Genomic DNA, 15,922 nt, shown 5'->3' on the forward strand with positions numbered 1-15,922 from the left:
TGCTTATAAAGATAAATATGTTATTTAACATAATATAAATTATAGGTAGTAACGTATTTATACATAGCTATGACCACTCTTCGTGTATGTTAAGTCCAATACTAGACGGTATCGGACATTAAGGTGATGTTTTATCATATTATTCATTTTATTAGTGCTTGTTTCTTGAGCTTAGTTATCTCATGACTTATATTAAAACTATCAACTTGAGATGTAACGATAAGATGTAAACGATATGGAATTTGTGAAGCCGTTAGAACCTATTTTGATAATCGATGATATGCAAGATATCCGCGACTATCTAAATCAAATTTTAACTGGTCTTGGTTTTGACGATATTTTAGAAAGTCGAGATTTTGAATCAGCTAAAACCGTTATTGAAGAAAAGTCGCCTAACGTTATCTTTCTTGATATTGAACTACCTAATACTGACGGTACGGATATTCTTGAATACTTAAATGACCGCCATCCTCATACTCATGTTGTTATGTGCTCTGGCCATAATAGTCTTGAGAATGTGCAAAACACCTGGGAATTAGGTGCTAAAGGTTTTATCGCTAAACCATTCAACGCAAAAAAAGTCGACTCTGTTATGAAACGTCTAGAATTGATGGAAACCATAACAAACTAAGTAGTTTATGAATTCGACAATCCAACTCATTATAGATGACTTATCAACGGTTATTTTTGGTAAACAACAACAAATCAAACTCGCCCTTACGTGTTTATTTAGTGAAGGCCACCTGTTAATTGAAGATTTACCAGGCATGGGAAAAACCACTTTATCTCATGCACTTGCCGCAGTTCTTGGCTTGTCATATCAACGCATTCAATTCACTAGCGATTTATTACCTTCTGACATTCTTGGTACAAACATTTTTGATGCTAAAGAACATAGTTTTTCATTTCATCAAGGCCCAGTATTTAGCCAAGTTGTTTTAGGTGATGAAATTAACCGTGCAGGTCCTAAAACACAAAGTGCACTGTTAGAAGCAATGGAAGAAAAACAAGTTACGGTAGATTCGGTTAAACATGCCCTACCATCACCATTTTTTGTGATTGCTACGCAAAATCCAGTGCATCAATCTGGTACTTATCCGTTACCTGAGTCACAATTAGACCGCTTTTTCATGCGTATTAGTTTAGGCTTTCCTGATGAACAAGCTGAGAAAAACCTCATTTTAGGCCTAAACAATCGTAATTATGACGACTTGCCTGTTCGTATTAATCCTGAGCAACTTGCTGTTATTCAAAAAGAAATTAACAAAGTAACGATCAGCAACTCGGTGGTTGATTATATCCTTGAGCTAGTTGCGTTTACTCGCCAAGATAACCATTTTGTAAACCCACTATCTCCAAGAGCCAGCATTGCGCTTGCCCGAGCTGCAAAGTCATGGGCGTATATTGAAGGTCGTGATTTTGTAATGCCTGAAGATGTACAAGCTGTCTTTCCTAGCGTGACTGATCACAGGCTTGGCTTAAACGCTGGTGACAGTGGCTATGCACTTAAACATGTGCCTGTAAGCTTATAAAACATGTTTAAGCGCCCTGCTTTTATTGATCAATTTCGTCAGTCTGTTTTTAATAAGTTATTAAAAAACAAACATAAAACCAACGAAATTGAGCTTCAACATAAAACGATTTATGTATTACCCTCAAAACTTGGTGGGCAGTTTTTACTAATTGCCTTACTAAACTTTGTAATGGGCATTAACTATCAAAACAACCTGATTTTAGCCATGGCGTATTTAATGGTGGTAGTTTTGGTGTTTGCGATACTCACCGGCTATAAAAATTTGAGAGGTTTGTCGGTTAAATACCTGTCAGTAAACGAAAGTTATGCGCCAAAAGCCCCTATTGCGCGTTTTCAAATTCAAGCACAATCATACTGTGAACTTATAAAACTGATTAATGACAACTTTGAATCTGAAACTGTGTCACTGCAAAGTAAAGAGAAAAAGACCGTTGAAATAGCGCTAAAATGCAGTGAACGTGGTGCATATGGCTTTGATAGAATAAAAATCATTAGCCACTTTCCATTTGGTTTGGTGTCTGTGTGGAGTTATATAGAGCCAACCGAAACGGTTTATGTTTACCCACAACCTATCGCCGCTGAAAAGCTTGATACTCAGCTCCATGACAATGACGAACACGATGGCGATAACGCACAAGTTAAAGCCGGTAATGATGACTTTTATCAGCTTACCCCTTTTGTGCAAGGAACAGCGCTTAATAAGGTATCGTGGAAACACTACGCTAAAACTCAGCAACTATTAACGAAAGAATTTACCAGTGACGCATCAAAGGAATTAGCGCTTAATTTCAATATGTTGAGTGGCAATAATGAGCATAGATTAAGCCAGTTATGTTTTTTGGTGAACCAATTAACCGACCAACAAATGGCGTTTTCGTTAACCTTACCCAATAAACCCATAGCGAAAGGCCAAGGGGTCAACCATCAAAAAGCCTGCTTGCAAGCATTAGCGGAGTTTTAATTATGAATACACCGCTTATAAATACCGTTTTATCACTGCTGTTTATTGTTACCAGTGGCTTTTTGTTTACTGAAGTACCTACTCCATTCTTAGCCATATTGGCGGGCCTAAGCTTTTTAAACTTTTTTTTAGGTAAGTTTTATAAAAAACTAAATGGATTGGTGGCGAATATTTTGGCTGCGGTTTGCTTAGTTGCCTTATTTGTTCTGGTTGGTTTGAGCGATACGGTCAAGTTATTTGTATCCATGATGCTACTTGCTAGCAGCTTTAAATTGCTACAAGCGAAAACTGTTAAACAGTATCAAACTGTGTGTTTACTGGTGTTTTTTAACCTTTCAACGGTGTATTTGTTTCATCAAGGGTTATTTGTAACCTTGGTAGTCAGTGTACTTTATATTGTTAACTTCGCGGTACTTGGCTATTTAACTAGCCCGCAAAGCTTTAAGGCCGCTAACAAACAAAGTTTTAAAACCATACTACTAGCCTTACCCATAGCGGCGTTTTTGATTTTATTTTTACCTAAAATTCCAGCGTTTTGGCAGCTACCGGGGCCAAAGCTTGCTAAAACGGGTTTATCAGAGCAAGTTAACCCCTTTTCTATTGCGAAATTAGCTGAGTCAGATGACTTGGTTTTTCGGGTAGAGCAACAGCCAGGGCAAGACCTACAAGCCCCCTATTACTGGCGCAGCCTTATTCATGATGAGTTTAATGGCAGTGAATGGTTAATATCGGACATTTTGAACTCTCAACAATTTAACCCAATTCGCCGTACAATTACTCAAAGTAATAGCGTTAATTATCAGGTTATTGCAGAGCCCTCATCATCAAACTGGTTGTTTGGGCTTGGCTTTGCGCAAAGTGCTAATTCTGATGTGCACTCAACCTACAATGGCTTGTTAAAACGTAAAGGTAACTTAAACAAAAACATTAAATACGCGGTAACTAGTAGCCAAGCCTCGCTGAGCCTAAATAACTTTGAAAAACGCTTATATACCCGCTTACCGAAAACAACCAATCCGCAAACAACGGCACTGGCAAACGAGCTGGCTGCTGAGCATGAAAATGCGCAAGCTTACTTTAACGCGCTTCTTGATTACTTTAATCAGAAACAGTTTGCTTATACATTAACGCCTACACCAATGTATGGTGATAATACGCTAGACCAGTTCGTGTTTGATACCAAACGTGGCTTTTGTGGTCACTATGCCAGCACCGCTGCATTTATGTTTCGTGTCGCCGGTTACCCCGCCCGTGTTGTGTCTGGTTATTTAGGCGGAGAACAAACTAAAGCTGCTACGCTTAACATTTATCAATACGATGCCCATGCATGGGTCGAAGTGTTCTTTGATGAAAAGTGGCACATATTTGATGCTACCGCTGTTGTTGCTCCTGAGCGTTTAAACGGTTCGTTATCACAACTGGGTGATTTAAACGAAAACTTTAACGACAATCTTAACTTTGGTCTAAAGCGCTGGAGTCATTTTAAAGCAATAAACTGGCTTAGAATTCATCTTGAAGAGCTCGACTATAAATGGACTAACTGGGTGCTTACGTTTGACCAAGAATCACAACAAAATTTATTTGATTCACTGTTTGGTAATAAGTCAGCATGGCTAACGCCTTTAATTGTGTTAGGTACATTATTACTGATCTTTACTGGCTATTTCTTATATAACAAACGCCCTATTCGAAGTAGAGAGCCGCTTGTTGATGACATCACTGAGTTTTACCTGTGGGCAAAAAAGCAAGGCATTGAGCCAGTTGATACCAACACGCCACTACAAAATATTGCATTAATTAAACAGCAAAAGCCTAGAACAGAGGCATATTTAAGTGAGTTTGAGCAAATAATCATCGAAGTACGTTATCAACAGCAATCATATAACCAAAATCGCAAAAACCGCGTACGAGTTCTGTTAAACTCTCTCAAAACAGCCAAATAGAGAACAATATGAATGCAGTAATTGTCGGCGTTATGTTGATGCTGATCCTGACACTTTGTCGAATTAATGTCATTGTGGCGATGACGGTAAGCGCAATTATTGCGGGTTTGACCGCAGGCCTTGGTTTATCACAAACCGTTAATGCATTTAATGATGGCTTATCGGGCGGCGCTGAAATAGCACTTAGCTATGCGATGTTAGGTGCATTTGCGGTGGCTATTTCTAAGTCAGGTTTAACACGTATTTTAGCGTCTAAGTTACTAAAGCAAGTAAACGAGAATGGCCACAAAGGCGAAACGACGCTTAGTTATCTTATATTGAGTATTATTTTGCTGTGTGCGATCTCGTCGCAAAATTTGATACCCGTACATATAGCTTTTATCCCAATTCTAATTCCGCCTCTACTTGTGGTGTTTAACAAGTTACGCCTTGATAGACGTGCCATTGCCTGTATCTTAACCTTCGGCTTAGCCACCTCTTACATGGTGCTACCTTATGGTTTTGGTGGCATTTACTTATACTCGATACTACACAAGAACCTCACTGAAAATGGCCTAGAGATTGTTAATACTCAAGTGCCGATGGCAATGATCATTCCAGCCATTGGGATGTCATTTGGTTTATTGGTTGCGGTGTTTATATCTTATCGAAAACGCCGTAGTTACGAGTCTCACAGCCTAACAGAGCAACAGCAAGAGGTTGTCATTGAGCAGCCTAAAAAGGTGTTAGCAGTGGGAATTACCGCCGTACTTTGTTCATTAGTGGCACAAAATATTAGCGGCTCTATGATCCTAGGTGGTCTTGTTGGGGTAGCTATATTTACCTTATTTGGTGTTGTAAAGCTTGAGCAAAACGGCGATGTATTTAGCAAAGGCATTGCTATGATGGCGATGATTGGCTTTATTATGATTTCGGCGCAAGGCTTTGCTTCGGTGATGAAAGCAACGGGTGATGTAGCTTCATTAGTTAGCTCTGCTGCAGGAATGATTGAAGGTAACAAGCCCCTTGCCGCTGCGTTAATTTTACTCGTTGGGCTATTAATCACCATGGGCATTGGTAGCTCGTTTTCGACGGTGCCAATTATAGCCACCTTGTTTGTACCACTTTGTATGGAATTAAACTTTTCTGTTATGGCTACTGCAGCACTGGTTGGTACTGCTGGAGCACTAGGTGATGCAGGCTCCCCTGCCTCCGACTCAACACTTTGCCCAACATCTGGCCTAAATGCAGATGGTCAACACGACCATATTTGGGATTCAGTAGTACCTACTTTCATCCATTTTAATATTCCGCTACTTGTTGCTGGCTGGGTTGCGGCAATGGTGTTGTAAAGTCGAGTTTCATTTTAAAAGCCCCATTTGGGGCTTTTTTATTGGCTAAACAAAATACGCAGTGCGCGGTTTAGATCATGAAAGCGAATGGGTTTTGTCAGCACTTTGTTCATTCCTGCTTCTAAGCAAGTGGCTTTATCTTGATGAGATGCATTGGCTGTTAAGGCGACAATGGGTAAAGTCATTTTTAATTCTTCACGCATGTATTTAGTTGCTGTAATACCATCCATCACTGGCATCATCATATCCATTAAAACTAAATCGAAGTTTTGCTGTTGTACTTTATCGATTGCTTGTTGGCCATTATCTGCAAGGGTGACATGGTGATTGAGCTTTTCTAAAAAGGTTTTGATTAGCACTTGGTTGGTTTTGTTATCTTCAGTAACAAGAATAGACATGGGCTCAAGAGTTTGTTCATGCTCTATTGATTGCTGATCATCGGCGACGATAGAGTATGGTATGTAAATATTAAATTTAGTACCAATATTGATTGCACTAGCTACTCTAATCTCGCCTTTCATTAAATCAACAAGGCTTTTGGTAATGCTAAGCCCAAGGCCAATCCCTTCTACTTGTCGATTAACACCATAGTCATGTTGTTTAAAGGCATCGTAAATGCTGGCTATTTGAGATTGAGATATCCCCTGCCCAGTATCTGCTATCTCAAATAACAAATGGGTATCATTAAAATCTGCTCTGAAATTGACTGTGCCTACTTTGGTAAACTTGAAGGCATTATCTAAAATATTAAACAGAATTTGCCCGACCCGAACCCCATCAATATTAATTTTGTTGGGTAAGCCATCGCTTATCTCTGTGGTAAACAAGACATTAGAGCCTTGAGTTGTTTCTTGAAACTGTGCGGTTATATTTTTAACTAACGCATTTATATCTGTCGCTTTAACATCAAGCTCCATCGAGCCACTTTCAATTTTTGAAAAATCCAGCACATCACTGATCAAATCAAGTAATAAATCAGCGCTTGAGTTTGCGTAATCGAGCCAACGTGTTTGCTTGTCATTAAGTTCTGAATCGGCTAACAACTCCAACATGCCTACAATGGCGTTCATAGGTGTTCTGATCTCATGAGACATCACCGTTAAAAACTGAGACTTTGCTTGGTTTGCTTCTTCTGCTTTTTCTTTTGCTAATTGTAGTGCTTGCTCGCGGTCTTTATTGACAGTGATATCTTTGGCAATACCTAAATAGCCGCGAAATTTCCCGCTTGAATCAAATTGTGGCTTACCACTTAAAGAGACCCAGGCCGGAGGCGACGAATTAACTTCAAATTCAAAATCTAAAAACTCGGCATGCTCAGCCAGCAAGTGTTTAAAGTGCGACCACTTTTTTAACTGATTTTGTTCCTGCTCAGTGATGATGGCATCAAAATTTTTATGTAAAAAATGACGTTTGTATAAGTTACTGTGGCTGGCGGTAGTTAAAACATTAATAAAGTGCTCATCTTTATTAGTACGCCAAAACCATTCGCTGGCAAAGTCTCTAAATAACTCAGATAACTCGCCTAGTCTTGTTAGTAAAGAGGTTGAGTGAAACTTTTGCCGGTTAAGCCTTGTTTGCGCAGCTAATTGAACCGCTACTTGCTGTAATAAGATTTTGATTGCGGTTTGTGATTTATCATTAAAACTAGCCTGCTCTTTTATATCGAAAAAGACCAAGCACTGCGTTGTGTGTTCAGAGATATCAACATGAAAAATTAGGTTATTTACGAACTCATTACTATAAAACAGTGAGTTATCTTCATTAAATAACCACTGTGACTGCGCTTGTTGTATCTTTGACTTTAATATTGTTTCGTCAAATTCAATGTACTTAATAGTACGCATTTCGAGGGATGCTTTTGAATCTTCGAAATTTATTAAACAAAACTCTTTAAACGAAAAATATGGCAGAAGCACTTTTTCAAGTTGAGCTTTTAATGCACGGCTATCATTTATGCCATGAAATGCCGTTAGCTCAAGTTGTAATTGCTCTAAGTTTAACTCTGCCATTGCCATTCCTAGTTAATATTGCATCGCATATTGCAAATATAGAAAACAGTTATCAGTTTAGCCATAAAAATATCAAAATAAATTATTTAAATTTCATTGTGTTATATAAATCCGAACACTTGGTACGGGCCATGCAAACTAAATATTAATCAAGTTTAACCAAGGTGACTGTTATGAAAATAGTATGCATAGGCGGCGGACACGGTTTATCCCATATGTTAAGTGCAATTAGACCTCACTGCGCCGAACTGACAGCTATCGTTGCAACCACAGACAACGGCGGCAGCACAGGTAAATTACGTCAAAGCCAAGATGTAGTTGCCCTTGGTGATATTAGACGTTGTTGTTTGCAATTAGCTGATAGTGACTCATTAATCCACCAAGTTTTTCACCACCGTTTTGATGGGGGTGAACTCAATGGCCACAGCCTTGGTAATTTAGCCTTATTAAGCTTAACCCAACAAACTAACTCAGCAACTCAAGCGGTTGCATGGTTCAATGCCATGTTGGGTAATTCAGAAACGATTCTACCCATGTCAGACGAGCCGACCGATTTACTAGCTGTTATGTCATCAGGCATAAAAGTATTTGGTGAATGCGATATTGATTCACAAGAAGAGCTCCCAGACTATTTAACGCTCTCACAAGATGTGAATGCTGCTCCTGGTGTGGTTCAAGCTATTGAAAACGCCGATATGCTAATAATTGGCCCTGGAAGTTTAATTACCAGTGTAATGCCTGCCATGTTAGTTGAAGACATAGCTAAAGCGGTGCAACAAACATCAGCATGCCGATTGTTTATCGAAAATATTGCCAAAGAAGCCAGCGTAATTAAATCGCTCGATATGAAACCGGTTGATTGGCTCGAAGGCATGCTTGGTTACCGGTTTTGTGACATGAGTATCTCTTTAGATGCGCTTAGTGAAATTGTGTCTCACTTTGACGATGTTGTTAAATCGCCAAACCAGCAGCACGACATTGAGCAGCTAAGTAATGTATTTGGCGAAATATTAAAAATGCCGTTAAGCCTAGAAGCTGAGGAACTAGTCAGTAGCAATCAAACTTTGCGCGTGAGTTAGCGTTTGTGCAAATTGGTCTTGCAGTAAGGCTATTAAGCTTTGTAGTTCATCGTCAAATTGTGATGCCTTAGCCTTTTGCTCAATTTGTTCTGCAAGGCCGCCTACGGCTAATGCCCCGTAACTACGGCTACTGCTTTTTAAACTGTGGGCATTTATTTCGATTTCAGACTGTTTCGTTGCGTCAGCAAGATCAGCAACGATTTGGCGGGACTCAGTGATATATACCTGCAAAAGTTGTTTTGCTAGGTCGTCACCAACATCCTGTTGTAATTGCGTATAGGTCGCAGTATCTATCATGGTCTCACCTTGGAGTGAATATGAAATATAGTGTTATTTTATTCGTAGATTCAAGCTTAATTGGTGGCATCGAAAGCCATTTGATTGCCATGAGTAAGCTGTTAGAACGATATAATATTATGAGCTCGGTACTATTTTATCAAGATCATAATAACCGTGAATTATATAATCGCTTAGAAAATGCAAATATCACTTTCGGTTTTGCTGGCGGAAATTTAAAAAGCTTGAACGAAATACTAAAAATGTTTCCTCGCTCAGCGTTACTCCATACCCATGGGTACAAGGCAAGTATCATGGGCAAGTTAGTGTGTCGCTGGCAAAACCGCCCTTGTATTTCAACCTATCATGCCGGTGAAGCAGGCACGGGTAAGGTTTATTTTTACAATAAGCTCGACAAACTACTAAGTTACTTTTCACTTAACTTTGCTGTGTCTAGCAAACTCACCGAAGAGCTGTACAATGCTGAATTACTCGAAAATTTTATTCAGGTAAATGAATCTACCAAAGTTTTAGGTCTTAAACATAATAATGAATTAAACGTCGGATTTGTTGGTCGTTTATCCCATGAAAAAGGCCCTGACATTTTTATTGAAACAGCCAAGCGATTCAACACGGCAAACTTAAAATTTCATATGTTTGGTGATGGCCCTATGCTCAATGAGCTTGATATGTCAGCGGTGAGTTATCATGGACAGTGTGAGCAACAACAAATATGGCAACAACTTGATGTATTGGTGATCTGCTCTCGGGCTGAAGGTCTACCTATGGTGGCATTAGAAGCAATGGCACACGGGGTACTCGTTATTGCATCGCCTGTTGGTCAGTTACCTCAGATAATTAATCACCTATCCAATGGGTTAATGATGACTGAAAGTACAAGCGATGCTTTGCATAAACAGCTGAACAACGTAATTATGTTGAGTGTTGATCAAAGAAGCTACATGCTAGGCAATGCACAAAGACTTGTTAAACAACGTTTTTCTGGAGAGCAGCAATTTAAGCAGCTAGATAGAGTCTATAGCTCTAGCTTACTTGCATCTCTTCCCAGCTTTTAATTTTACGATAAATCGTAGATGGACTCACATCCAAAAGAGCTGCAGCTTTAGGAATATTGTTATCACAAGCATCAATGGCTTGCTCAATATAACGTTTTTCTACCAACCAAAGCGGTTCAATATCGGCTTGAGAAAATGCTGTTGCAACTTCGCTGATAACAGGAGTGGCTTCAGTTGATGGCGATGTAAAGCTTTGTGACAGCATCACCTCCGAGGCTACAGTATTTACAGTTGCTGCTACTGGTTGTGATTGATTTTGTGCGTTTGGTAGTGCTGGTATCATACTCGCTTCAATGTAGGATTCATCATGCAAAACAAGAATGTTACGTATGGTGTTTTCTAATTGGCGAACATTACCAGGCCAGCCATAGCTCAAAAATAGATTTTTAACGCCTTCTGACATGCCTTTGTATGCACGGCCTTCTTCTTTACTTATTTTTTTAAATAATGCATCGGCAATTTCGATCACATCTTTGCCACGCTGATTCAACGGTGGTAAGGCAATAGGGATAACATGTAGGCGATAATATAAGTCTTCACGAAAACGGCCTTCTTGCACTTCTAATAATGGGTCGCGGTTGGTGGCGCACACAAAGCGCACATCAACTTTAACTTCTTTTTCGCTGCCTACCTGCTGGTAACAACCGGTTTGAATAAAGCGCAGTAGCTTACTTTGCAGATTGATGTCCATTTCACATAGTTCATCTAAAAACAACGTACCACCATCAGCTTGGCCAGCCGCCCCTTCACGATTGGCAATCGCGCCAGTGAACGCCCCTTTTAAGTGACCGAATATTTCACTTTCGATTAGATCTTTTGGTATTGCTGCACAGTTAAGGGCTACAAAGGGTTTATTCGCACGCGGTGACGCTAAATGTACCGCACGGGCGAACAGTTCTTTACCGGTTCCACTTTCACCAGTGATAAACACAGTGGCTTTACTTGCCGATGCTGATTTTATGATTTGGTAAACAGATTGCATTTCTGATGAGCTACCAATCAAATCATAGTATTTACCGTTCTCGTAAGTTGTTTGATAGCTTTTGACTGTTTGTTTTAAATCTTTAAGTTTTAATGCGTTGTTTACTGTAATGCGAAAACGATCGGCTTCGATTGGTTTTTCTAGAAAGTCACTGGCCCCGAGTTTAATAGCTTTGATTGCCATTTCTTTAGTGGCATGCCCTGTTAAAACAATCACTTGTGGAGCTGAGTCAGGGTCTAAAGAGGATAATATATCTAGCCCGTTCATATCTGGCAACATAACATCTAAAATCACTAAATCAGGCTCAAACTCCTGCAGAGCAACGACGGCTTGTTCACCATTGTAGGCAATGCGTGTTTCGACCCCGGTTGGGATCAAATATGATTGGTACATCAGCGCTAGCGATTCTGTATCTTCAACAATGAGTATTTTAGGTGGCATTACAGACTTCCTTTATTATCGTTTAATGCTGAGATAAAGTGATTATTTAACAGTTCCTTATTAGTAGCTTAGTGCGTATTTGACCGGTTTGTAAACTCAAACTTTAGTGTTTATTGATCACAATTAACGAGGCATCGTCTATTTCAGCAGTTAACTCAACTTGGCTTGCCTGCCAAAGTGCATAAGCAAACTCTTCACTTTGCACATTTTCGTCAGTTAATTTAGTAATAATTTGGTCTACATCACTTAATTGCTGATTATCAAGCCAACCATCGGTGAATAATAAAATGTGTTCAACGTCATTTAAGTTATAACTATAATGTTGATAAACATGATCATCAGTAAGGGATCAGTGCCGCTTAGCTGGATCAATTTACCATTTTTGGTTATCACACAGGGGGCTGGATGACCTGCGTTAAACCAGTGAAGTGTGTTATTTTCAATAAAACTTATTAGTAAAGTGACTAAACTAGTTTTACATAACCGCTGTTCATACAGGGCTTGGTTCAAGGTTGTTAAAACGTTTTGTATTGGTACTTCTGTTGCTAAACAGCCACTTAAAAAGCCCTTTATGGCAAAACTTTCTTTTAGTGCTGTTATACCGTGCCCCATCATATCGCCAATGATCACAGGCGCTTGCTGCTGGTGGGGATACATACAAAAATCCCCCCCATTTTGGCTGATAATGGAGCCAAAATTATAGGCATTAAACTCCCCTATTTTTTGCCTTGTTTGCATGCGCTCTTCGTTAATTAAATACTTTAATGCAGAAAAACGATGCACAATGCGTTCAATACTTTGTAATAAGCGAGTTTTGCTTACGGGTTTTACTAAATAATCATCAACCCCTAATAGGTTTATACGTTTTATAAGTTCTTCACTGTCATCACCTGTCAGCATAACCACAGATAAATTAGTTTTTAGGTTGGATTGATTGAGCTTTTTAAGTAAAGGCTCACTAGTACCATTTTTAAGTTTATGATCGAGTAATAAAATTGTTGCCCCAGAGGTGAGAATTTCTTGCCACCCCGATTCACTATCCTCACAGCAAATAACCTGAAAATGCTCAGATAAATAAGCATTCAATAAAGCAAGTTGTGCCTTATCATCATCTATGTAGATAAGCGTGGGTCGTTTATCGATATTGGTTAAACAAAAAGAGAATGTATTCTGTTGGCCAACAGTTTTATAACAAGCGTTTGGAAAGTAATGCTTGATGAGCGCCACCCCCATACCCCCTTCAACTAATTCACCACTGTCTAATTGCCACCCTGATGGTTGTTGATTAAATAAATCATAGCTTGGCATACTGTCTTTAAATTCAATTAGCAGCTGTTTATCGGGCAGTTTATGCATAGCAAACTGCACATGCATTGACGTTTCTTGGCTATGGCGTAACAGATTAGTTAGGTATTCGGTTGCTACTAACCCTGCTGCATCTATATCTTGATTTTTAACACTGATCGCCGTCAAAACATGTTTTAAAATATGGCGAATCTCACTGACTGTGGGCCAATCTAGACTAAATGATTTTTGATATAAGCAGTCCATACAGGTTCTCAATAAGGTAAAAACAACCAGCGCTGTTTAATAACTTTGTTTAATAAGTACTCTGTGAGTTTAGGCCATTTTGGTTGAAACGCTTTGAGCGTTTTCACGATGCGGCTACCCAATGGAGCAAACTGATGCTGCGCAACAACAATCTTTACGTTATTGACGCCTGCGTGTTCAAGATTTGCCATACCGTGACATAGAGCTTCTTCGTCGTTATAACCAAGCGATACCGTTAAAAATGTCAGTTCGGTACATAAACTAAGCGCATGCAGCGGTACATTGCCCCGATTACATTTAAGAGCTGGGCTCATATCTAAAAATATATAGTCATATTCTTGTTTTATGCGTTCTATTGCATCATTTAGTACGCTTTTGTTTTTCACCGATTCAAGCTCTTTAAGATGCGCCATGGTGAGCAGGTCTACCTGTTCAGTATTGATGATATTCAGCTGACACGAAATATCGCTGAAGCACCAAGATTCTGGTTTTTTTGGTTCATCAAACTTAAATGGATTTAACGGATTTAAGTCGATTATAAGTACTTTGGCGGCTTGCAAACTTAAGCGCTGTGCAACACTAGCACAAAGTGATGTAGAGCCTTCGTTGCCGGTTAACGAAATAAAGCAGATGCAACGGGCTTTGCTGTTATCTATTTCGTTACACACGGCTTCAAGTTCTTGGTATTGCGCTGGTATTAGTTTCATAAGCCCACCACTAAAGCTACAACAGTAATAAAATCTAAGAAGTTTGATTTAAACTGGCTCATTAAATCCTGGCCTTTGTCTGGTACATACAAAGTATCGCCAGCACGTAACACAGGGATATACGCTGAGTTAGGGTTTTTAACGAATTCTTCTAAATCAAATACACGAGACTGTTCTTTACAGCATGAATGATTTACCACCACGATTTTGTCGATAAGCGCTGAGCTTGATGGGCCGCCCGCTTCTGCTAGTACGTCAAGTACCGTCATGGTGTCATCAAAGCTGTAACGACCTGGCTTTTCAACAGCACCCATGATGCGAACTACTTGCTCTTTTGGCGTACGTAACCAGTCTTTATCTTTTTCTGGGATATAGATGGTATCGCCCGGTAAAACGTGTGGAAATAAGGTTTCATCACCGGTTTCAAAATAGAGTGCAAGGTTTAATTTGCTGACTCTTGCTGCATTGCCGTTACGATGAGTAATACGAATATTGCGTAAATCAGCGTTATCTGTAGGGCCATCAGCAGCGGCTAAAATGTCGATAAAGTGCATATTAGTATTAAATGCATAGCGACCTGGTGAGCCCACCTGCCCCATAATGTAAATAGACTTGCTTGATTCTTGACGGATCCATTGAGATTTATTGTCTGCAGGGTCAACCGGTAACTCTTCAACAATAATGGTATCGCCAGCCATTAAATTTGGTAGTGTATATTTGCCCGAATCATTAATAGTGTATTGCTCTAAATCGAAACGTTTGGTCACCTCACCGTTTCTTACAATTTTAATATCATTGATATTGGCACCCTTAGTTGGGCCGCCGGCATGAGCAAGTAAATCAGTAAAGTCCATTTCAGGGCTCCACTCATAACGACCAGGAGATAAAATGGCACCGATAATTTTGATGGCACGTTTTGGCGGTACTTTTAACCAGCTTTTTTCGTTTTGATCGGTTTTCTCTGGTACAAATATTACATCACCTGGGTTAAGGCTTGGCACTTTTACTGTAACTATGCCTTCGCTGTAACCTTGTAAATCAAATAGGATGCTTTCTCCTGCTGGAGTTAAGATTTTAATCTGACGAGTTTCAGCGAAACGGGTTGGGCCACCTGCATTAGCCAGAATATCCAAAAAGCTGGTGCTTTCACCTGCTTCATAAGCGCCCGGCTTTTGTACTTCACCCATGATATAAACTGTTCTTGAAGTGGTATTTACATCATCAACCATGATAGGCACATAAATAGTAGAACCCGCTTTTAGCTCAGGCATAGTGTCGTTATTAGGTTTATCTAAATACGCTTTTAAATCGAATACTACTGGGGTTTTATCAACGATAACGCGAATTTTGGTTACATCTGCATAGCGGGTTACACCCTCAGCACGCATTAACGCATCGAGTACACTCATGTTTTCTTTAAATGAAAAGCTACCAGGGTTGTGCACCTCACCAAGTAAAGTAATAGCACTGTTATCACTTGCATCACCTGATGCACTTAAGGTTTGTGCATCAAAGTCAATTTGGACGTTACCTAACAGTGGAGAAACAGGCACAAAGACAGTGTCAGCGCTTTGTAATGCAGGTAATAAATCAATGTTGCCTGAGTCTAAGTAGGCTTTATAGTTAAATTCAATCATCTCTGTGCCACGGCGAATTTGTAAACGGTCTAATTGAGCGCCTGGTTTTAAGCCGCCAGCACGGGCGATGACCATTTGAATGTTGCCATCTTTAGGAATACTTACTTGTGATGGGTCATTCACATAGCCCATGACATTGATGAAAATATCTCGAGAGTGAATTTCCACATAAAAGTCATCCATCGCTACATACATTTCACTTAATGCTGTGCGGAGCTGGCTTTGCACATCATCTAGTTGTAAGCCTGCTACTTTAAAACGACCTAGCTCTGGTAAGGTAATAGCCCCTTCTTTATCAACTTCAAACGGTTCGCTAAATTCAGCTTCGCCTGGTAGGTATAAGTAAAGTTTATTACCGACTTCAATCTCTTCTGCGAAAGTAGGTGACGTGGTTT

Annotated in this window: 12 protein-coding genes and 1 pseudogene; 7 read left to right on the top strand and 6 right to left on the bottom strand. The window is 39.6% G+C overall.

Annotated elements, in window-relative coordinates:
* The first annotated feature begins 235 nt into the window (after positions 1–235).
* From J8Z28_RS09115 to J8Z28_RS09135, 5 genes are read left to right on the top strand one after another with little or no spacing between them, the layout of a single operon-like run.
* Positions 236–631, top strand: a complete 396-nt coding sequence (locus J8Z28_RS09115; RefSeq protein ID WP_054561476.1) for a response regulator — start codon at positions 236–238, stop codon at positions 629–631.
* Positions 632–638: 7 nt separating this feature from the next.
* Positions 639–1,532, top strand: a complete 894-nt coding sequence (locus J8Z28_RS09120; RefSeq protein ID WP_250659271.1) for an AAA family ATPase — start codon at positions 639–641, stop codon at positions 1,530–1,532.
* Between the two features lie 3 nt (positions 1,533–1,535).
* Positions 1,536–2,495 (top strand): DUF58 domain-containing protein, encoded by a 960-nt coding sequence (locus J8Z28_RS09125; RefSeq protein ID WP_250659272.1) that lies wholly within the window; start codon positions 1,536–1,538, stop codon positions 2,493–2,495.
* 2 nt (positions 2,496–2,497) lie between these two features.
* Complete coding sequence (locus J8Z28_RS09130; RefSeq protein ID WP_250659273.1) at positions 2,498–4,438, top strand: transglutaminase TgpA family protein; 1,941 nt, start codon at positions 2,498–2,500, stop codon at positions 4,436–4,438.
* Between the two features lie 8 nt (positions 4,439–4,446).
* Positions 4,447–5,769, top strand: coding sequence for a Na+/H+ antiporter family protein (locus J8Z28_RS09135; RefSeq protein WP_250659274.1), 1,323 nt, complete (start codon positions 4,447–4,449; stop codon positions 5,767–5,769).
* 38 nt (positions 5,770–5,807) lie between these two features.
* Here J8Z28_RS09135 and J8Z28_RS09140 read toward each other — a convergent pair whose 3' ends face one another.
* Positions 5,808–7,778, bottom strand: coding sequence for a response regulator (locus J8Z28_RS09140; protein WP_250659275.1), 1,971 nt, complete (start codon positions 7,776–7,778; stop codon positions 5,808–5,810).
* 173 nt (positions 7,779–7,951) lie between these two features.
* Between J8Z28_RS09140 and J8Z28_RS09145 the strand changes: the two genes are divergently transcribed.
* On the top strand, positions 7,952–8,857 hold the full coding sequence (locus J8Z28_RS09145) for a gluconeogenesis factor YvcK family protein (protein WP_250659276.1): 906 nt from the start codon (positions 7,952–7,954) through the stop codon (positions 8,855–8,857).
* Here the strand turns inward: J8Z28_RS09145 and J8Z28_RS09150 are convergent.
* Positions 8,822–9,154, bottom strand: coding sequence for an Hpt domain-containing protein (locus tag J8Z28_RS09150; RefSeq protein ID WP_054561483.1), 333 nt, complete (start codon positions 9,152–9,154; stop codon positions 8,822–8,824). The genes J8Z28_RS09145 and J8Z28_RS09150 overlap by 36 nt on opposite strands.
* Before the next feature lie 20 nt (positions 9,155–9,174).
* Here J8Z28_RS09150 and J8Z28_RS09155 point away from each other — a divergent pair, with 20 nt between their 5' ends.
* Positions 9,175–10,209: a glycosyltransferase family 4 protein gene (locus J8Z28_RS09155; protein WP_250659277.1), complete on the top strand. Its 1,035-nt coding sequence runs from the start codon at positions 9,175–9,177 to the stop codon at positions 10,207–10,209.
* Here the strand turns inward: J8Z28_RS09155 and J8Z28_RS09160 are convergent.
* The 4 genes and pseudogenes from J8Z28_RS09160 to J8Z28_RS09175 all read right to left on the bottom strand — a co-directional run.
* Positions 10,178–11,632, bottom strand: a complete 1,455-nt coding sequence (locus J8Z28_RS09160; protein ID WP_250659278.1) for a sigma-54-dependent transcriptional regulator — start codon at positions 11,630–11,632, stop codon at positions 10,178–10,180. The genes J8Z28_RS09155 and J8Z28_RS09160 overlap by 32 nt on opposite strands.
* Positions 11,633–11,935: 303 nt before the next feature.
* Positions 11,936–13,183 (bottom strand): SpoIIE family protein phosphatase, encoded by a 1,248-nt coding sequence (locus J8Z28_RS09165; protein WP_250659279.1) that lies wholly within the window; start codon positions 13,181–13,183, stop codon positions 11,936–11,938.
* An 8-nt stretch (positions 13,184–13,191) separates the two neighbouring features.
* Positions 13,192–13,890 carry a cellulose synthase operon protein YhjQ/BcsQ gene (locus J8Z28_RS09170; protein WP_054561487.1) on the bottom strand — a complete coding sequence of 233 codons (699 nt, stop codon included), beginning with the start codon at positions 13,888–13,890 and terminating at the stop codon, positions 13,192–13,194.
* A pseudogene (locus J8Z28_RS09175) lies at positions 13,887–15,899 on the bottom strand (SLBB domain-containing protein); the annotation flags it as partial. The gene J8Z28_RS09170 and the pseudogene J8Z28_RS09175, both read right to left, overlap by 4 nt.
* Positions 15,900–15,922 lie beyond the last annotated feature (23 nt).

It is taken from the genome of Pseudoalteromonas sp. SCSIO 43088 (assembly GCF_023650795.1).
Classification (GTDB): Bacteria; Pseudomonadota; Gammaproteobacteria; order Enterobacterales; family Alteromonadaceae; genus Pseudoalteromonas; species Pseudoalteromonas shioyasakiensis.